The 19362-nt window shown below is 68.9% G+C and carries 16 protein-coding genes; 4 read left to right on the top strand and 12 right to left on the bottom strand.

Annotated features, from left to right (window positions below):
- Positions 1 to 175: 175 nt before the first annotated feature.
- The gene (locus HNR09_RS09390) at positions 176 to 1567 is read left to right on the top strand and encodes an MFS transporter (RefSeq protein ID WP_179541793.1); all 1392 of its coding nucleotides are present in this window, start codon (positions 176 to 178) and stop codon (positions 1565 to 1567) included.
- Between the two features lie 129 nt (positions 1568 to 1696).
- On the opposite strand, the gene dcd is transcribed toward HNR09_RS09390, so the two are convergent.
- From dcd to HNR09_RS09370, 4 genes are read right to left on the bottom strand one after another with little or no spacing between them, the layout of a single operon-like run.
- On the bottom strand, positions 1697 to 2275 hold the full coding sequence (dcd, locus tag HNR09_RS09385) for a dCTP deaminase (protein WP_179541792.1): 579 nt from the start codon (positions 2273 to 2275) through the stop codon (positions 1697 to 1699).
- A gap of 53 nt (positions 2276 to 2328) precedes the next feature.
- On the bottom strand, positions 2329 to 3156 hold the full coding sequence (gene phnE, locus HNR09_RS09380) for a phosphonate ABC transporter, permease protein PhnE (protein WP_218881911.1): 828 nt from the start codon (positions 3154 to 3156) through the stop codon (positions 2329 to 2331).
- Entirely contained in the window at positions 3153 to 3971 is an 819-nt protein-coding gene (locus tag HNR09_RS09375; protein ID WP_179541791.1) for an ATP-binding cassette domain-containing protein, read from the bottom strand. Before HNR09_RS09375 ends, phnE begins: the two co-directional genes overlap by 4 nt.
- A 59-nt stretch (positions 3972 to 4030) precedes the next feature.
- The gene (locus HNR09_RS09370; RefSeq protein WP_179541790.1) at positions 4031 to 4978 is read right to left on the bottom strand and encodes a PhnD/SsuA/transferrin family substrate-binding protein; all 948 of its coding nucleotides are present in this window, start codon (positions 4976 to 4978) and stop codon (positions 4031 to 4033) included.
- A gap of 286 nt (positions 4979 to 5264) precedes the next feature.
- Between HNR09_RS09370 and HNR09_RS09365 the strand changes: the two genes are divergently transcribed.
- The 3 genes from HNR09_RS09365 to HNR09_RS09355 all read left to right on the top strand — a co-directional run bounded on the left by HNR09_RS09365 (position 5265) and on the right by HNR09_RS09355 (position 8911).
- Positions 5265 to 5711: an SseB family protein gene (locus tag HNR09_RS09365; RefSeq protein WP_179541789.1), complete on the top strand. Its 447-nt coding sequence runs from the start codon at positions 5265 to 5267 to the stop codon at positions 5709 to 5711.
- 241 nt (positions 5712 to 5952) lie between these two features.
- Positions 5953 to 6912 (top strand): AEC family transporter, encoded by a 960-nt coding sequence (locus HNR09_RS09360; protein WP_179541788.1) that lies wholly within the window; start codon positions 5953 to 5955, stop codon positions 6910 to 6912.
- 841 nt (positions 6913 to 7753) lie between these two features.
- Positions 7754 to 8911 carry a hypothetical protein gene (locus HNR09_RS09355; RefSeq protein WP_179541787.1) on the top strand — a complete coding sequence of 386 codons (1158 nt, stop codon included), beginning with the start codon at positions 7754 to 7756 and terminating at the stop codon, positions 8909 to 8911.
- Between the two features lie 35 nt (positions 8912 to 8946).
- On the opposite strand, the gene HNR09_RS09350 is transcribed toward HNR09_RS09355, so the two are convergent.
- From HNR09_RS09350 to HNR09_RS09315, 8 genes are all read right to left on the bottom strand, one after another.
- Complete coding sequence (locus HNR09_RS09350; protein ID WP_343047506.1) at positions 8947 to 11508, bottom strand: HAD-IC family P-type ATPase; 2562 nt, start codon at positions 11506 to 11508, stop codon at positions 8947 to 8949.
- Positions 11509 to 11661: 153 nt separating this feature from the next.
- Positions 11662 to 12132, bottom strand: coding sequence for an Lrp/AsnC family transcriptional regulator (locus HNR09_RS09345; RefSeq protein WP_179541785.1), 471 nt, complete (start codon positions 12130 to 12132; stop codon positions 11662 to 11664).
- A 12-nt stretch (positions 12133 to 12144) separates the two neighbouring features.
- Positions 12145 to 13017, bottom strand: a complete 873-nt coding sequence (locus HNR09_RS09340; protein ID WP_179541784.1) for an ABC transporter permease — start codon at positions 13015 to 13017, stop codon at positions 12145 to 12147.
- On the bottom strand, positions 13014 to 13970 hold the full coding sequence (locus tag HNR09_RS09335; RefSeq protein WP_179541783.1) for an ABC transporter permease: 957 nt from the start codon (positions 13968 to 13970) through the stop codon (positions 13014 to 13016). Before HNR09_RS09335 ends, HNR09_RS09340 begins: the two co-directional genes overlap by 4 nt.
- The gene (locus HNR09_RS09330; protein WP_179541782.1) at positions 13970 to 15103 is read right to left on the bottom strand and encodes an ABC transporter ATP-binding protein; all 1134 of its coding nucleotides are present in this window, start codon (positions 15101 to 15103) and stop codon (positions 13970 to 13972) included. Before HNR09_RS09330 ends, HNR09_RS09335 begins: the two co-directional genes overlap by 1 nt.
- The gene (locus tag HNR09_RS09325) at positions 15103 to 16329 is read right to left on the bottom strand and encodes a polyamine ABC transporter substrate-binding protein (RefSeq protein WP_179541781.1); all 1227 of its coding nucleotides are present in this window, start codon (positions 16327 to 16329) and stop codon (positions 15103 to 15105) included. Before HNR09_RS09325 ends, HNR09_RS09330 begins: the two co-directional genes overlap by 1 nt.
- 103 nt (positions 16330 to 16432) lie before the next feature.
- Entirely contained in the window at positions 16433 to 17857 is a 1425-nt protein-coding gene (locus HNR09_RS09320) for an FAD-dependent oxidoreductase (protein ID WP_179541780.1), read from the bottom strand.
- A 13-nt stretch (positions 17858 to 17870) separates the two neighbouring features.
- A complete protein-coding gene (locus HNR09_RS09315) occupies positions 17871 to 19310 on the bottom strand; it encodes a gamma-aminobutyraldehyde dehydrogenase (RefSeq protein WP_179541779.1) in 1440 nt (479 codons plus the stop codon).
- Positions 19311 to 19362: the final 52 nt, after the last annotated feature.

Below are 19362 nucleotides of genomic sequence, written 5' to 3'. Positions count from 1 at the left end.
TGAGGAGGAGTCGTCCCATGTTAACACGGTTGTCCTTTACCCCCGAAACAACGTGATTCATTCAAAGAATATTTAATCATTTCGAGAATATTGAACTATTCATCGCGCAGTCATCTGCCATTCGTCCACCGGCGGCCTCCCCGGACGCCGACCCGACCAGCGATACGATGCGGCTATGACCTCTGCCGTCCACGCTGATGACCCCGCCTCCGGCCAGCCGCTGCACAAGCGGGTGATCGCGGCCTGGAGCCTGTGGAGCTGGGGCAACGCCACCGTGAGCGCAGTGATGGTGACCTTCGTCTTCGGCACCTACATCGCTGACGCCGTCGGCCCCGGCGGACAGGGCACCCAGTACCTGACCACCGCCAACGCGATCGCCGGCGGCATCATCGCGGTGACCGCCCCGGTGATCGGCCAGCGCGCGGACCGGGCCGGGCGCCGTCGGCTGTGGCTGACGATCAACACGTTCATCGTCGTCGGGCTCGTGGCGGCCTGCTTCTTCATCAAGCCGGAACAGGGGTACCTGGTCCTCGGGGTCACGCTGATGGCCACCATGACGCTGTTCGACGAGCTCGCCAACCTGAACTACAACGCAATGATCACCGACATCGCCGATCACGAGCGCATGGGCCGGGTCTCCGGGATCGGCTGGGGCGCAGGCTACCTGGGCGGAATCGTCATCCTCGCCATCGTCTACTTCGGGCTGGTCGCCGGGGATCCGCCCTACTGGTTCGGGCTGGGTGACGAGGAGGCCATCAACATCCGCATGGTCGCCGTCGTCGCCGCGGCGTGGTTCCTGCTGTGGGCCCTGCCGCTGCTGTTCACCAACGTCAAGACCGCCGACACCGAGGTGGTCCAGGACAAAGTCTCCATCGCCGAGTCCTACCGTCGGCTGATCCACGTGATCGTCGGCCTCTGGAAGGAGGACCGCAACACCCTGTGGTTCCTGCTCGCCTCAGCGATCTACCGCGACGGCCTCTCCGCGGTGTTCACCTACGGAGCGATCCTGGGCGTGACGGTCTTCGGCTTCACCACCGGGGACATCCTGCTGTTCGGCATCGCCGGCAACATCGCCGCAGCGCTGGGCGCCTTCGCCGGCGGGTGGTTCGACGATCGGATCGGCCCCCGGCAGGTGATCATGACCTGTGTGACCGCCCTGGTGCTCATCGCGGGCGTCATGTACTTCCTCGACGTCGAACGCGACGTCGGGCTCTTCGTGCTCGAGCCGACCACCGCGTTCTGGATCCTCGGCCTGGGATTGTGCCTGTTCGTGGGACCGGCCCAGGCGTCATCGCGCGCTTTCCTCGGGCGGCTGGCGCCGCCGTCGCGGGCCGCCGAGCTCTTCGGCCTCTATGCCACCGCCGGGCGCAGCGTCAGCTTCCTCACTCCGGCGCTGATCTCGCTGATCCTGCTCATCTCCAGCGCCGAAGACACCGACGTGCAACGCGGAGACAAGGCGATCATCCTCGGCGTCGTGACGATCCTGCTGATGGGGCTGGCCGCGATGCTGCTGGTGAAGAACCCCACCGGCCCAGCAAAGATGCGTGAGCACCGCATCCGGAGCTGACTCGAAGCGGACCCGTCCCGTCGAGTGGGGGATCTGTGTGCAGCTAACTCGCCCGAACCGGCCGGTAGGTGTACACAGATCCCCCACTCGACGGAGAGGTAGGTGCGGAGGGCGTGCGGGACACTCGCCTCAGCGGATGATCGTGCGGTGGAAGTTCTCATGCGACCGCGACGCCGTCGGGCCCCGCTGGCCCTGATAGCGGGACTGGTGTGCGCCGCTGCCGTAGCCGTGGGTGGCCGCCGAGGTCAGGCGGAAGAAGCACAGCTGTCCGATCTTCGAGCCCGGCCACAGCTTGATGGGCAGGGTCGCCATGTTGGACAGCTCGAGCGTCACCTGGCCGGAGAAGCCCGGGTCGATGAATCCGGCGGTGGAGTGGGTCAGCAGACCCAGCCGCCCCAGTGAGGACTTCCCCTCCAGGCGGGCCGCGACGTCGTCGGGCAGGGAGACGGCCTCATAGGTGGCTCCCAGGACGAACTCCCCCGGGTGCAGCACGAACGGCTCGTCCGGGTCGACCTCCACCAGCCGGGTGAGATCGGGCTGCTCCACCGACGGGTCGATATGCGCGTACTTGTGGTTGTCGAACAGCCGGAACATACGCTCCAGGCGCACGTCGACGCTCGAGGGCTGGATCATGCTCTCGTCGAGCGGATCCAGCTGGATGCGTCCGGCGTCGAGCTCGGCATGGATGTCACGGTCTGAAAGCAGCACGGTGCCAAGGTACCGCACCGGCCCCCGCGCACCCGCGCGGGAGCCGGCACATGTCACACCAGCTGGTCGGCACCGATCATCCGCCGACGCACCGCCGAGCTGAGACGCTCCGCCACCAGGACCACCACCAGGATCAGGATGATGATGGTGAAGGCGGTGTCGAACTGCCGCATCTGAAACGCCACGTTGAGTTCGACGCCGATGCCACCCGCGCCGACCAGGCCTAGCACCACCGCCCCGCGGACAGACTTCTCCAGGCAGTACAGGCTGGTGCCGGTGAAAGAGGCCAGGGAGGCCGGCAGCACCGCCCCGACGACCACGGCAGAGGTCTTCGCCCCCGTGGAGCGCAGGGCGTCCAACGGACCACGGTCCACCTCCTCGACGCGTTCGGCGAAGAACCGCCCGGCGAATCCGAGCACATCCACCGCGATCGCCAGGATCCCTGCCAGCGGCCCCAGCCCCACCGAGATCACGAAGATCATCGCCCACACCAGATCAGGCACCGCACGCAGAGTGCTCAGCACCACTCGCACGAGGGCCGCCACCGGCTTCGGCGCGATGTTGCGCGCCGCCAGCAGAGACACCGGGACGCTGAGCAGCACCCCGATCACGGTGCCGATGACGGCGATCTCCAGGGTCTCCCACATCGCTTCACCGAGCTGCGGGGCCCGGTCGAGGTTCGGAGGGAAGCCACGCGAGATGAAGTCCCAGGTGCGGGCCGGAGACCCCCACAGCCTGGACGACTCCACGTCCAGACGCAGCAGGCCATTGACCACCAGGACCAGCAGCACGACGAGGACCCCCACGGTCATCCAGCGAGGCCGCCTCCAGCGCGGCGGTGCCTGGACGCCCTCGGGCCGGGTCAGCAGCGGGGCGCTCACGCGTCGACCGCCTCACGGTGAGCCCCCGTCGCCCGGTGCGCGGCTGTGCGTGTGCCGAGGTCCCCGGCCAGTCCCTCATCCTCTCGTTCGGCGGCATAGAGACCGTCCAGCTCGGTGTCGGCGAGGACGGCGATGTCGGCGTCGAGCTCCACCCGACCAGCACGCAGTGCGACCACCCGGCGAGCGTAGTCGCGAGCCAGCGGCAGCTGGTGAAGGGTGCAGACCAGGGTGAGCCGGCGCTCCTCGGCGATCTCCCACAGCAGGTCCATCACTGCGCGGCCGGCACGCGGATCCAGGGCCGCGACCGGTTCGTCGGCGAGCACCATCCGGGGCCGCTGCATGAGCATGCGCGCCACAGCGACACGCTGTCGCTGACCCCCGGAGAGCTGCTCGGCGCGGCGACCCGCCACATGGGCCAGCCCGACACGACCCAGGGCCTCCATGGCCTCCTCTCGGAGCTCGGCCCGAGCGGTCATCGCGAACCAGGTCCGGGGAGAGTGCTCGCGGCCCAGCGCCCCATGGACGACGTTCGTGAGCACGCTGAGCTGATCCACCAGATTGATGTGCTGGAACACGACGCCGACCTCACGCCGGAGCCCCGACAGCTCGGCGCGACCTGCTGCCCTGACGTCACGTCCCAGGAGGTGCAAGGTTCCCTCAGTGGGCTCGACCAACCGGGTGAGGCACTTCAGCAGGGTGGACTTGCCCGAGCCGTTCGCGCCGAGCAGCACCACCGTCTCACCCGCAGAGATCTCCAGGTCCACACCGTCCAGGGCACGCGTGCCGGTGGCGAACTCCTTGACCAGGCCGCTCACCCGGACAGCCTGACCGGGGCGTGCGGGGGCGGAACGCGGCGCGGGGAGCTGATGCGAGCTCACTGCTCGTCCTCATCCGGCAGGTCGGAGTACTGCTCGAAGCCCGCGGCCTCGAAGGCGGTCCGGGTGGGGTCATAGTCGGCGTCCTCGGCCCTCACGAGCTCGGACTCGAGATACTTGTCGTTCTCCCCGGTCTGCACGATCGCCTCCAGCAGGACGTCCTGATTCTCCTCCAGCTCCTCCTGGAGCCAGGCGGTGCAGTCCTGCCCGAGCCCTTTCCGGGCGACGAAGAGGTCATTGGGGAGGTCCGGCCCCTCTTCGAGGAGCACCACGGTGCCCTCCCCCATCTCCTCCTCGACCTCCTCGAAGTCCTTCAGCCCGGTGCCGAGGGCGTCGCCCTCCCCACTGGCGAAGGCCTCGATGCGTGTGGAGTCCAACGGGACCACCTCGACGTCGACACCGGGTTCCAGCCCGGCGGAGACCAGCATCTCCAGTGGCCCCAGGTGCCCAGAGGTGGAGCCCACCTCCTTGGTGATCACCGTGCCGCCCTCGAGGTCGGCGACGGACTCGATCCCCTGACCCGCCCCCGCGACGAGGATGGCCCGATAGTCCGGACGCGTCACCCCGACCACCGGAAGCGCCCCTGCCTCCTGCCGCAGGACCACGTACTCGGCGGGCCCGGTGAGCAGCAGGTCGATCTCATCGAACTCCAGGGCCGTGGCGGCGGCGGTGCGGGAGGAGATCGGGTAGAAGTCCACCTGTTTGCCGGTCGCCTCCTCCAGAGCCACCCGGAAGTCCTCGAACTCCAGGACCAGAGTCTCCAGCCCTTCCACCCCGGTGTCGGAGAAGCGCAACGTGTCGGGGCAGGGGTCCGAGGCGTCGGCGGAACCGGCTTCGGCCTCGGCTTCCGAATCGCAGGCTGTGAGCCCCAAGGATGTCAGGCTCAGGGCGAGGAGAGCGGTCAGTGTGGCTGCGGAGCGTCGTCGTGCCATGGCGTGTGGTGTCACGGTCCTCTCATGTGTGCGAGTGTGATGCGTGCCGCCAGGCGTCCGACCGGCGACCCCGGTGAATTCTTGTCACCCGACATGACGAGCCTGGTGAGTCGAGGTGAACACCGGCCCAAGGGAAGATGACGATGCTCACACCGGCTCGGACCAGGTCCCACCGGCTCAGACCGGCGCAGGCCGACTCGGCCCGGAGGGAGGGCCGACCTCGGACCGAGGCCGACGGTGCCTCGGCCCGAGCCCGCGGCCCTGCCTTGCATTCCGCCGCTGGACGTGATCGCGTGGACGGATGAGCGAGACTCCTCAGAACCCCGATGCCCAGACTCCCGACGAGACCCCCGAGGGCGAGCAGCTGCCCGACCTGCGCGACACCCTGGTGGCCGGCAGGGACGGCAACGCCCAGCCCAGCGAGATCATCCGCGCCTTCCTCACTTCCACCGTGTACTTCCTGAGTGCCGAGGAGGTCACCCCGGAGACCGGTTCGGTGAACCCGCTGACCCTGCAGGACAGCGAGGGCAACCCGCTGATCGCCCTGTTCTCCGGAACCGATCTGGTCCCCGCCGAGTACGCCGAGCACGCCCCTCACGCCGTGGACGCCCCCGGCGTGGCCGTGGTGCAGTCGCTCGCCGGCGCGGGCATCATCATCGATGCCGGCCAGGAGCACGGGTTCCAGATCTCTGCCGAAGGTGTGGACCGCATCCGCGAGGACTTCCTGGGCCCCGTCGACGGGCAGTGACCCCCGGGCGGAGGTCAGGCCCCGCCGCTGAGCTGATCCGGTGCCCCCACCCGGTCTGATCTCACGGTCAGGCCGGCTTCGTCATGCCGGCGTCACTCCACGTCCCTGTCTGCCATGACCGGCCCGCCAGGAGTAGAGTCGTCTCCGAGTTCGGTACGGTGCGGTCGTCGACGTCGGCTGCGACGCCTGTCACGGCGCTCGACCGGACGGCGCGAGCACGCAGACGACCAGGGGGCGAGACATGGAGGCGGTCTTCTCAGGCTTCTCCGTCATCTGGATCATCATCGGCGTGGGCTTCATCATCGGGAAGCTGGGGCTGCTCGGCCCCGAATCCCGAGTGATCCTCAGCCGGGTGGCCTTCTTCGTCGCCTCCCCCTGCCTGCTCTTCCTCACCGTCTCCGATGCCTCGCTGGCCGAGGTGCTGGGCCCCCAGTTCGCGATCGCCGGCCTGGGGGCCTTCTCTACTCTGCTGATCTACCTGGTCCTGGCCCGGCTGATGATGAAGCGTCGCCCCGGATCGGAACGAATGATCGGCGGGATGAGCGCCTCGCTGGTGAACTCGGCGAACCTCGGATTCCCGATCGCGGCCTATGTGCTGGGCGACGTCGCCTTCGCCGCCCCGATCATCATGTTCCAGCTGGCGTTCTACACCCCGGTCTATGTGACCGCGATGGACTGGCTGACCCGAGGCCAGGGCACCACCACGAAGGTGCGCCCTGCGAAGCACACCTCCACGCTGCGCAGCCTGGGCCAGTCGGCCGTGAACCCGATGATCATCGGCGCGGCGCTGGGGCTGCTGTTCTCCTGGCAGGGCTGGGTGCTGCCCGGACCGATGCTCGAGTCCGTGGAGCTGATCGCCGGGGCCTCCATCCCGCTGATGCTGCTCTCCTTCGGTCTCTCCCTGGTGGGCAGCCGGCCGTTGGACAAGAAGGCCGGAAGGCGCGGCGACGTGCTCATGGCCTCCTCACTGAAGCTGGTGCTGCACCCGGTGCTCGCGTGGCTCTTCGCCGCCGTCCTGTTCGGCATGTCCGGCCACCAGCTGCTGGCGGCCGTGGTCATGGCCTCCCTCCCGACCGCGCAGAACGTCCTGGTCAGCGCCATCCGCTATGAGTCCGGTGAAGTGATCGCCCGTGACACCGTCCTGGTGACCACGATCCTGGCGATCCCCGCGATGATCGCCGTCTCGCTGATCCTGATGTGACCGTCCTCGTGCTCCGCCGATCTGCACCGGGTTTGTGAGATCGCACCCTGAACGTACGCGGTGCGATCTCACAAACCCGGTGCAGATCAGGCGGAGCGGACGGCGATCACGGTGATCACGGTGAGGTCCGGTTGCTAGGCTGAGGCAGACGCCGGGAGCGGGCCGTGCCAGCAGCCCGAATGACGAGTCGAACGACGAGGGGCAGCATTCCATGAGCCAGCAGGGACACGACGACGGCGCCCACCCCGGCGGGCGCCGCGATCATCCGAGAAGCCCCGACCAGGACAGCAGCGGGACCTCGGCCAGCTCGCCGGCGACCCCCGCCGGGCCCGAGAGCTTCGGCGCCGTGCAGCGTGGCGGCAGACCCGCTCCCGACACACCCAGCCCAGGATCTGCCGGCCCGACCCCGGGCGTCGGCGCTCCCCGCGCGGCCGGCCCCCAGCAGGGAGGCGCCGGGCAGGGAGGTCCCGGACAGGGAAATTCCGGACATAGTGCGCCCGGACACGGTGCACCCGGGCCGGTCGGGCCGCATCAGGGCGGACCCCCGCAGAGCCGTCCCGGACAGCCGTATCCGCCGGCTCCCTTCCACCCTGGCCCGCAGGGATCCGGACCTCGCTGGAGCGGCGAGCCCGGCCAGCCTCCACACAGCCCACCCCCGCACGGCCAGGCTCCCCACGGCCAGCCTCCGCACGGCCAGGCCCATCAGGGGGGCCCGTACCCCGGCTTCATCCCCGGCCAGCCCGGCGCCCACCCGGCGCACCACGGCCCCGGCCAGCCGGGCGCCCCCGCGCAGGCGAAGCGGAAGGGCGGTGGCGCCTGGGCCGGCTGGAGCACGGGACTGGTGCTCGCAGTGGTCGCCAGCGGCATCGGCATCTGGCAGGTGGACGAGCATGTCTACTCCACCGAGGCCATCGCCGAGAACTATTGGGAGGCCCTGCGCGCCGGCGACGGCTCCGCCGCCGTCGGGATGTTCTCCTCGCTGCCCGAGCTCAACGCCGCCGTGCCCCAGGCCCAGAGCGTCGTGCTCTCTGCCGCTGACGAGGACGAGGACCCCGCAGACGAGGACCCCGCAGACGAAGATCCTGGCGAAAGCCCTGACGAGGACACAGGCGATGACTCGGACGAGCCCGCCACCGAGGATGAGGCCGGCGACACCGACGAGGACACCGAAGAAGACGCCGACACCGACGAGGTCCCTGACGAGGACCGGCTCGCACTGGGCTCCGTGGACTCGGTGCTGCTCGACGGGGAGGCTCTCCGCCACTCCGCGGGGCAGCTCGAGGGCCTCTCGATCACCGAGCGCAGCGACGGCGCGGACCTCGCCTTCACGGTGGACGGCGAGCCCCACGAGTCCCACGTCCCGATGAGCCGGGAGGGCAGCAGCTGGCTCTTCTTCGACGACTGGAAGCTCGAACCCGAGGCGCTGACCGAAGTGCAGCTCTCCGTGCCGGCCGCCGAGCTCGGGGGCATCGGGCAGATCGAGGTCAACGAGCAGCCGGTCAACCTGCATGAGGACGGCGCCACCTTGGCCGCCTTCGTGCCCAGCGTCATCGACGTCGACATCGACAGCGACTGGCTCAGCGGTTCCGCCCGCGAGGTGGTCGTCGCCGACGGCGAGCACAGCGTGGAGATCGATCTGGAGGCCTCCGAGACCGCCGCCCAGCTGCTGCACGACGAGGTCGAGGAGTACCTCACCAGCTGCGCGGACCAGCAGGTGCTCATGCCCAGCGGCTGCCCCATGGGCGTGCAGACACCCAACTCCGTGGACGCGAGCACCATCTCCTGGGAGATGCCCGACCCCGCGGACATCGCGCTGACCTTCGACGACGACGGCTGGTCGGTCACCGGGGCCTCGAGCCTCAGCGCCACGGTGACCTTCGAATCACTGGACCACTTCGACGGTGACGAGCTCGATGAGAGCCACGACATCAGCTTCGGCCTGGACATCCAGGTCAGCGCCAGCGGCGAGGACCTGGTGGTCTCCGTCATCGGCGACTGACCGCAGCCCCTCCGGCGGACGACAGTCGGTCCGCCTCAGGCGGGGTTCTCCGAGTGCACCGGATCCAGCGGGTCCAGATCCACCTTCTTCTCATGCCACCGGTGCCCCAGCTCGATCAGCCCGGAACCGACCACCGCGGCCACGAACGCCACCGCCAGCAGCTCCGCGCTGGGCATGGCGAACAGGTGGTACTGCTGGGAGATCGGCACCAGCAGGGCCGCGGCCAGCAACACATACATCGAGGCGATGAGGATGGTCCGCGGGGCGGTCAGCGGACGCAGCGCCACGGTGAGCACCCAGAGCCCCACCGCCGTCAGGCACAGGGTGGACGCCGTCTGCACCCCCGCGGCCGGCTCGTCCAGGTGCCGGCCCGCCGCGCTGACCGCGACCACCGCCAGGCATATCCCCACCGAGGCGGGGATGGAGAACAGCACGGATCGCCGCAGGAACCCGGGGCGGTAGCGGCGCGCATTGGGCAGCAGCGCCAGGAAGAACGCCGGGCAGCCGATCATCAGGAAGTCCACGGTGGAGAACTGACGCGGCAGGAACGGGAACTGCCAGAACATCAGCCCGAAGAAGAGCCCCAGGATGATCGCGTAGGCGGTCTTGGTGAGGAACAGGTGCGCCACCCGTTCGGTGTTGGCGATGACCTTGCGCCCCTCGGCCAGCACCTTCGGCAGACGGTCGAACCGGCCGTCGAGCAGCACCATCCGAGAGACCGCCTTGGTGGCCGGGGCGCCGTTGCCCATGGCGATGCCGAGATCGGCCTTCTTCATCGCCAGGGCGTCGTTGATGCCGTCCCCGGTCATCGCCACCACGTGGCCGTTGGCCTGGAGCGCCTCCACCATCGTGCGCTTCTGCTCCGGGGAGACCCTGCCGAACACGGAGTGGGTGGCCAACGCCGAACGCATGGCCTCCGGCCCCTCGGGCAGTCGGGAGGCGTCGACGCCGTCGCCGTCCACCCGCATGCCCACCTCACGAGCCACGGCCGAGACGGTGCGCGGGCTGTCCCCGGAGATGACCTTCAGCGCCACGTTCTGCTCACCGAAGAACTCCAAGGTGGCGCGGGCGTCCGCCCGGACGCTCTCCTTGAACGTCAGCAGAGTGACCGGAACGAGCCCGTCCGGCAGCCTCTCCCCACGGCCCAGCGGCCCGGTGGCGCCGTCGAGGATCGGCCCGTCCAGCGGTGCGCGGGCCAGGACCATGGTGCGCAGCCCGCCGGCGGCGATGGCCTCGGTGTGGCTGAGCAGCTGCTCCGCCCGCACCGACGCGGCCACATGCGGGGAGAGCAGGATGTCCGGGGCGCCGAGCACCCAGTGCCCGGCGAGCTCGCCGGCGTCGTCGGCGAAGGTCACCGCGGACCAGCGCCGAGCCGAGGAGAACTGGACCTGGAAGGCGGCGTGATGGCGCGGAAGTGCGGAGAACGGCACCTTCAGCGCCGCCGCCGTCGGGTTGGCGTACTGGTCCGCCCCGTACCAGGCGAGCACCTGCTGCCACGGGGCGGTGCCCTCCAGAGCGGTGGAGGACGGGTCCTGCTGAGCGACGGTGGGCAGGCCACGGGCGTCCAGCGGTGCGGCGCCGTGGAAGACGATGCTGCCGTCCGTCAGCGTGCCGGTCTTGTCCAGGCAGACGACGTCCACCCGGGCGAGGATCTCCACGGCCGGCTGCTCCTGGATGAGGACCTTGTCCTGAGCGAGCCTCAGCGCCGCGACGGCGAAGGCGATCGTGGTCATCAGCGCCAGGCCCTGCGGGATCATCGCGGTCACCGAGGACACGGCGGTGACCATGGCCTCGCGCCACTCCCCGGTGCGCCAGGCCTCGCTCCATCCGCCGAACGCCTGCATCTGACCGTTGAAGACGATCGCGGTGATCGGCAGCAGCACCATGGAGAGCCAGAACGCGACCTTCTCCAGGGCCCGGCGCAGCTCCGAGTTGATCTTCTGGTACCGCTTCGCCTCGGTGGCCAGCTTCACCGCGTGGGCGTCGTCGCCCACGGCGGTGACCACGAAGCGGCACGTGCCGGCCAGCACCGCGGTGCCGGAGAGCACGATGTCGTCCCGGCGTTTGGGGACCGCGTCCGACTCCCCGGTGAGCATGGACTCGTCCACATCCAGCCCGGAGGAGGAGATCACCACCCCGTCGGCCGGCACCTGATCGCCGCGGCGAAGCTCGACGACGTCGTCGAGGACGATCTGCTCGCGGTGGATCTCCACCAGGAGCCTGTCACGCAGCACCCGGACGCTGTCCTGGTGCAGCAGGGCGATGGCGTCCAGCTTCCGCTTGGCCGAGTACTCCTGGACCAGACCGATGATGACGTTGGCGACGGCGGCGATGGCGAACAGCAGGTCCAGCCAGCGGCCCAGGATGATGATCACCAGGGCGCAGACCCCGATGATCAGGTTGAACAGGGTCATCAGGTGGGTGCGGAGGATCTCCGCGATGGAGCGTGAGGTGGTGTGCGGCTGGACGTTGGACAGCTGGAGGCGCTGACGTTCGGCCACCTGCATCGAGCTCAGACCCTGTTCCTCCAGGACAGCAGGGTCGACGGCGGACCGGAGTTCCGCGCGGGCGCGGACGTCGGTCTTCTCAGCGGCCACGTGCTCCGTCCTTGTCGAGGTGGTGCGGGAGGCCCCCGGAGCCGGGATGCCTCGGCCCATTCTAGGGGCGGCACCCGCACCTGCCCTCAGCCCAGAGGAGGAGATGCTCCGCACATGCCGCGGCCGCCGCAGCACCCCCAGCGCGACGGCGGCTCAGCGCACTCCCCAGGTGTAGGTCTGCTTGCGCAGACTCAGGTACATGAACGTCTCCGTGCCCACCACACCGTCGATGGCGCGGATCCGCTGGGAGACGATCTCCAGCAGATGGTCATCGTCCTCGCAGACGACCTCCACCAGCAGGTCGAAGCCGCCGGCGGTGATCACCACGTAGTCGACCTCGTCATAGGACCCGAGCTCCTCCGCCACGGGTTCGAGCTCGCCCGCCACCTTGATGCCGATCATCGCCTGCCGGGGGAAGCCCAGCTCCAGGGGGTTCGTCACCGCCACGATCTGGATGACACCCAGATCCTGCAGACGGTGCACCCGGTGGCGCACGGCGGCCTCTGAGAGGCCCACCGCTTTCCCGATGGAGGCGAAGGAACGTCGGCCGTCCTGCTGCAGCAGCTCGATGATGGACTTGTTCACGTCGTCGATCTCAGCCGCGCGAGTCTTGTTCCTGGACATGTGCCAAGCCTTTCACAGCGTCGCCCATCGCCTGTTCCGCCAGTAGCGCCACAGTTGGACGCCGAGGACCAGGGCGATGGCTCCGAAGAACATCGCCGAGCCGAGCACGTTCACCTCCGCCGGGATGCCGCGCCGGGCGGCGACGTAGGCATACTGCGGGAACGTGGTGAACGCCCCGGAGTTGAAGTTCGCCACGATGAAGTCATCGAAGCTGATCGCGAAGCTCAGCAGCGCCGCCGCCGCGATCCCGGGGATCAGCAGCGGGAACGTGACCCGCCAGAATGCGGTGCGTCCGGAGGCGTAGAGGTCCGCGGCCGCTTCCTCCAGAGCCGGGTCCAAGGTCGCGATCCGCGCCCGGATGGCCACCACCACGAAGGAGATGCAGAACATGATGTGCGACAGCACCGTGGTGCCCATGCCCAGCTGGACCCCCAGGTTGAGGAACTGCGAGAGCAGCGAGGCTCCCAGCACGACCTCCGGAGTGGCCAGCGGCAGGAAGATCAGCAGGTTCGCCGAACCGGCGAAGCGGAACCGGTAGCGCTCCAGCCCGAAGGCGATCATGGTCCCCAGCACGGTGGCCACCACCGTGGCGATGACCGCGACGTTGAGCGAGTTCACGAACGCCTCGCACAGCTGGGAGGGCCGGCACGGGTCCTGCCAGTTGGCGAGGGTGAAGCCTCGCCAGGTCAGGTTGGTCCGGCCGGCGTCGTTGAAGGAGAACACGAAGATGTAGGCGATCGGGACCAGCAGGTAGAGGAAGGCCAGCCCGCCGATGACCGGCACGAACCACCTGCCGACGTCGAGCCCGCGCCTGCTCCGTGGGGTGGGCCCGGCCTGATCGATGCTCACCGGCGCCTCGGTGCTCCCGGACTGCTGGGTGCTCATACGATCTCCTTCGTCCCGAAGCGGCGCACGTACAGCGTGACCAGGATCAGGATGATCCCCATCAGCACTGCCGAGAGCGCGGCGGCCGAGGGATAGTCCGCCGCGTGGAAGAACCGCGAATCGACGATCTGACCCACGGTGGTGGTGTCCACGTTGTTGCCCAGCATCACCGCGTTCACATAATCGCCGGAGGCAGGGATGAAGGTCAGGATGGTCCCAGCCATCACCCCGGGCATGGACAGCGGCAGGGTCACGCGCAGAAAGGTCTGGAACCCGCCGGCGTAGAGGTCTCCGCCCGCCTCGATGAGCCGGGTGTCCAGCCGTTCCAGGTTGGCGTAGATCGGCAGCGTCATCAGCGGCAGGTACAGATAGGTCATGCCGGCGACGACGGCGAGCGCCGTGGCGGTGAGCCGCCCGTCTTCAGGGAGCACGGAGATCGCCTTGAGGAACCCGACCACCCAACTCTCGTCAGAGAGGATGAATCGCCAGGACTGCACCCGCAGGATGAAGCTGGAGAAGAAGGGCGCGATGATGACCACCAGCAGCAGCCCCTGGAGCAGGGGACGGCCGCGCAGCCGAACCGCCACCAGATAGGCCATGGGGTAGCCGATGCACAGCGCGGCGACGGTGGCGATCAGCGCGAAGGCGAAGGAGCGCACGAAGGTGTCCCCATAGGTGCTCATCACCTGGGCATAGGTGGCCACGTTGAATCCGGGCACGAACTCCCCGGCGACTGCGCCCTCGGGCTGAGTGTAGAGGGACATCGCCAGCATGGAGAAGACCGGCACCACGAAGAAGATCGCGATGAAGGCGAACCCGGGAATGACCAGCAGCATGCCGAGCCGGCCCCGTGTCCGCCAGGTGCGCTGCTCCTCGGCGGACCGTTCAGGAATCGATGCTGGATCGACATGCTCCTGCGGCGTGGTGAGCTCCTCTGCCGCCTTCAGGCTCATCACAGCTCCTCGACTCCGGCGCCCGTGTCGGAGCCCCCGGCCAGGCCGAAGAGGTTGGCGTCGTCCCACCACAGGTCGACCGAGGTCCCTGCCGCGAGCACCTCCGTCCGCAGGTTCTGCGAGAAGACGGTCAGGGGCCCGGCTCCGGGCAGCTTCACCTCGTACTCCGTGGAGACCCCGGTGTAGGAGGTGGCGTTCACGCGTCCCCCGGTGACACAGGTCCAGCCGGCCCGGTCTCCGGAGGGCTGCTCCCCTGCCCGGGAGAGGACGATCTTCTCCGGACGGATCCCCACGATGATGCTTCCCTCGTGCTGGACGGCGCGCTCGGCGGCCAGGCTGCAGGAGGTGTCTCCGAACCGGATGGTCAGGTCACCGGAGGAGGCGGAGCCACCCAACACCTCGGCCTCGAAAAGGTTGGACTTGCCCAGGAAGTTCGCCACGAACGCGGTCCGCGGCAGGTCATAGAGCTCGCCCGGAGGTCCGATCTGCTCGATGCGCCCCGCGTTCATCACGGCCACGGTGTCGGCCATGGTCAGGGCCTCCTCCTGGTCGTGCGTGACGTGGATGAAGGTGATCCCGACCTCCTCCTGGATGTGCTTCAGCTCGATCTGCATCTGCCGACGCAGCTTCATGTCCAGGGCACCCAGCGGTTCGTCCAGGAGCAGGACGTGGGGCCGATTGACGACCGCCCGGGCCAGGGCGACGCGCTGCTGCTGGCCTCCGGAGAGCTGCGCCGGACGTCGCTGGGCCAGGTGCCCCAGCTCGACCAGGTCGAGGACCTTCCGGGCGCGGTCGAGCGCGTCAGGGACCTTCTTGCGCTTGGGCCCGAAAGCGACGTTCTCCAGGACGCTCAGGTGGGGGAACAGCGCGTAGCTCTGGAAGACGGTGTTGACCTCCCGCTGATGGGCCTTCGTGCCGGTGACATCCTCCTCCCCGATGAGGACCTTCCCGCGGGTGGGGTGCTCCAGGCCGGCGATCATCCGCAGTGTGGTGGACTTGCCGCAGCCGCTGGGGCCCAGCAGGGCGAAGAAGCTCCCCGCCGGGACGTGCAGCGCGAGATCCTCGACAGCGGTGTATCCGCCGAACAGCTTGGTGATCCCTCGGAGATCGAGGTCTTTGCCGGTGGGAGTCATCAGTTTCCGATCACCGCCTGGAACATGTCGGTGAACTCGGCTTCCTCATCCGTGTCCATGCCGCGGATGATGTGGAGGTTCTCCTGCATCTCCTCGGTGGGGAAGATCAGCGGGTCCTCGGCCAGCTCCGGGTCGATGGCCTCCATCGCCTCCTGGGCCCCCTGGACCGGGCAGACGAAGTTGACATAGGCCGCCACCTCGGCGGCGATCTCGGGATCGAGGTAGAAGTTCATCAGCCGCTCGGCGTTGGACTTGTGCTCGGCCCCGTTGGGGATGAGCAGGTTGTCCGACCACAGCGTGCCGCCGGCCTCGGGGAGGGCGAAGTCCCAGCGGTCGCCCTCCTCCAGGTTCAGCTGAGTGATGTCCCCGGACCAGCCCATCACGGCCAGCGCGTCCCCGGAGACCAGGTCCTCCATGTAGGCGTTGCCCCGCACCTGCCTGATCTGCCCGCTGCTGATGCCCTCCTCCAGGACCTCCAGCGCGGACTCGAAGTCGGCGGCGTCGAAGCTGGTGATGTCGGCGCCTTGGTCGAGCATGATCAGCGACATGGTGTCGCGCCATTCGTCGAGGACCACCACACGTCCGCGCAGGTCCGGATTCGTGAGCAGGTCCGTGACCGTGTGCACTCCGTCCGGGACGGCCTCCCTGTTCCAGGCGAGGCCGGTCATCCCGGACTGCCAGGTGATCGAATGCCGACGCTCCGGGTCGAAGCCGACGTCCTGCAGACCCGGGAGCAGGTTCTCCAGATGAGGGATGTTGCCGTGGTCCAGCTCTCGGACCTGGCCGGCGGCGATGACCCTGCCGGCCATCCAGTCGGTGAAGGTGATGAGGTCCTGACCGAAGTTCTGGCCCTGACGGAGCTGGTTCTGGATGGTCCCGTAGTAGCTCTCGTTGCCGTCGATGTCCTCAGCGTAGGTGACGCTGATCCCGGTCTCCTCCTGGAACCTGTCCAGGGTGGGGTAGCTGCCGGAGTCGCCGTCGTAGTCCAGGTAGAGGCTCCAGTTCGCCCAGAAGAGCTCCATGGTCTCCTCGGAGAGGTCCTCTGCGGGCCCGTCGTCCGTCGTCGTGGTGCCGCCGGTGCCGCAGGCAGTCAGCGCCCCCAGCAGCCCGGCGGCGCCGGCGCCGGCCATCAGGTGGCGGCGGGACATCCGGCGGCTGGCCAGCTGGGAGCGGACCAGTGACCGGATCATCGGATCCGGGGGAAGGGGCGTCTGACGACGGGTCATGGGGTCCTCCTCAGGGTGGTGGTGCAGCGGTGCGGTGCAATGCGGTGATGTGGTGTGACGATGCGGGGTCGACCTGCTGTGGTGGTGACGATGTCGCGGCGGCTCACGAGTCGAAGCCCAGCCCCAGGCGGTCCAGGGCCCGGAGCCAGAGATTCTTCCGACCTGTCCGGTCCTCGCGGACCCGGGCCCAGGTGGTGATCCTGATGCCGATCCAGGCCAGCGGCTCCGGCGGGAACGGGAGCGGCCGCCTCCGGACCATCTCCAGCTGGGTGCGCTCCGTCCGACGCCTCTCCAGGAGGTCCAGCATCACCTCTGCAGCGAATCGAGAGGCGCCGACGCCGAGACCGGTGAACCCGGTGGCGTAGACGGTCCGACCCCCGTGCGCACGCCCGAACAGCGCACAGAACTGAGTGGAGGTGTCGATCACCCCGGCCCACCGGTGGGTGAAGCGGATCCCCTCGAGCTGCGGGAACGTCTGGGCGAAGTGGTCGGCGAGCTTCTGGTAGGTCCTGGGCCTGTCGAGGTGCTCCTGCTGGATCGAGCGCCCGAAGTGATAGATCACGTCATAGCCGCCCCAGAGGATCCTGCGGTCCGGCGTGATGCGGTAGTAGTGGAACTGGTTGCCCGCATCGGCCACACCGACCGCAGGATCCCAGCGGATCGCGGCCAGCTGCTCATCGGTGAGCGGCTCCGTGGCCAGCACATAGTCATAGACGGGCACCGTCTCCCACCGGGTCCGCAGATGTCTCCACGAACGGCCCAGGGGATTCGGGAAGGCGTTGGTCGCCAGCACCACGCGTCCCGCGGTGACCGTGGCCTCCCCCTGCGGCGTGCTCAGGCGCACCGCGACCCCGCCCCGAGTCGCGGCCGAGGAGCGGCGGATCGACTCCAGACGGCTGTGCTCACTGATCGTCACGCCGTGCGACTCCGCCGCCTCGGCCAGTCCCCAGGCCAGCCGGGCGGGGTCCACGACCGCACAGGCGTCGGGATCGAGGCGGCCGGCCAGATAGGTGGGAGAGTCCACGTGCTGACGGACGGCGTCGGCGTCGAGGAATCCCGGTGTGCCGGGTTCGAAGGCCTCGACCTCATGGGGGCGGGTGGCCACGCTGAGCGCTCCTCCACGGAGGAAGCCGCAGTCGATCCCGTAGCGCTCGACCGTCTCCTGGATCTCGTCGAGGTTCTCGAGGCCCAGCCGCTCCAGGGTCTCGTACTCCTGGGGCCAGCGGCTGCGCCCGTTCTCCTCGCCGTGGGTCAGGCTCGCCTCGCAGAACCCGCCGTTGCGGCCGGTGGCGTGCTCGGCGAGGCGATCCGCCTCGACCAGCAGAACTCGAGTGCCCGGCGAACGCTCCACCGCCCGGAGTGCGGTCCACAGCCCGGTGAAGCCCCCACCGACGACGAGCAGGTCGACCTGCGCGCCGTCCTGGGCAGCAGGGCGGGGCGCCGGGCGCCGCTCGGTGTCCAGCCAGAGCGGGGCCAGCTTCGCGCCCTCCAGCGCCTGACGTCCCCATCCGGTCGTCGTGGTCTCCACGGCGTTCCCCGTCCTACTCACCGTCTCCGATGAAGCTCATGACGTGTTTGATCCGCGTGTAGTCCTCCAGGCCGTACATCGAGAGGTCCTTGCCGTAGCCCGAGTGTTTGAAGCCGCCGTGGGGCATCTCGGAGAGGTAGGGGATGTGGGTGTTGATCCACACGCAGCCGAAGTCCAGCTCCCGGGAGGCGCGCATGGCGCGGCCGTGGTCGCTGGTCCACACGCTGGAGGCGAGGCCGTACTTGACGTCGTTGGCCATGGCCAGCGCCTCCTTCTCCGTCGAGAAGCTCTGGACGGTGATCACCGGCCCGAAGACCTCCTCCTGGATGAGCTCGTCGTCCTGCGCGAGCCCGGCCAGGACGGTGGGGGCGTAGAAGTAGCCGACCTCCCCCACCCGGTGTCCGCCGGTGACCAGCTGCACGTGCTCCGGGAGGGAGGCGACCTTCTCGGTGACCTTGGCCAGCTGGTCCGCGTTGTTCAGCGGGCAGACGTCGGCGCTCTCGTCATCGGGGCCGCCGACGGTGGTGCTCTCGGCCTGCTGCTTCAGCGCGGCGAGGAACTCGTCATGGATGGACTCGTGGACCAGCACCCGGGTGGCGGCGGTGCAGTCCTGCCCGGCGTTGAAGTAGCCGGCGGCGGCGATCCCCTCGGCCGCGGAGGCGACGTCGGCATCGTCGTGGACGATGACCGGCGCCTTGCCGCCGAGTTCCAGGTGGACCTTCTTGAGGTCCTGGGCGGCGGCCTGGGCTACCTGCATCCCGGCGCGGACAGAGCCGGTGATGGCGACCATCGCGGGGGTGTCGTGGGCGACCAGCGCCCGGCCAGTGTCCCGGTCGCCGCAGATCACGTTGAAGACGCCCGGCGGGAGGATCTCGGCGCAGAGCTCGGCAAACAGGGTGGAGGTCGCCGGGGTGGTGTCACTGGGCTTGAGCACGATGGTGTTGCCTGCAGCCAGCGCCGGCGCGACCTTCCAGATGAGCATCGGCAGCGGATAGTTCCACGGGGTCACCTGCCCGACGACGCCGACCGGCTCCCGACGCACGAAGGAGGTGTGGTCCTCCATGTACTCTGCGGCGGCCTTCCCCTCCAAGAGGCGCCCGGCACCGGCGAAGAACCGGAAGTGGTCGATGTTCATCGGCATCTCTTCGGCGGCCGTCAGATGCTTCGGCTTCCCCGTGTCCTGGCACTCGGCGTCGACGAACTCGTCGAAGCGCGCCTGCAGGGCGTCGGCGATCCTCAGCAGGGCCTCACCGCGCTCCCTGGGTGTCACCCGCTTCCAGGTCTCGAAGGCGCGAGCCGCTGCGGAGTAGGCGCGGTCGACGTCCTCGGCGCCGGAGAGCGGCGCCCGGGCGTAGACCTCCCCCAGGTGCGGGGCGACGACGTCGTAGGTCGCCCCCGACGCGGCGGGGACCTTCTCGCCGTCGACCACGTTGAAGAACTCCGTCAGTGCCATCCCTGGTCTCCTCCTCCTGCCCAGCTTCGTGACTCCCGGGCATCCGATGTGA

Origin of the sequence: Nesterenkonia xinjiangensis, from assembly GCF_013410745.1 — a bacterium.
In the GTDB taxonomy this organism is placed as follows: domain Bacteria; phylum Actinomycetota; class Actinomycetes; order Actinomycetales; family Micrococcaceae; genus Nesterenkonia; species Nesterenkonia xinjiangensis.
The sequence above is the reverse complement of the archived record's forward strand: the minus strand, read 5'-3'. Positions and strand labels throughout refer to the sequence as shown.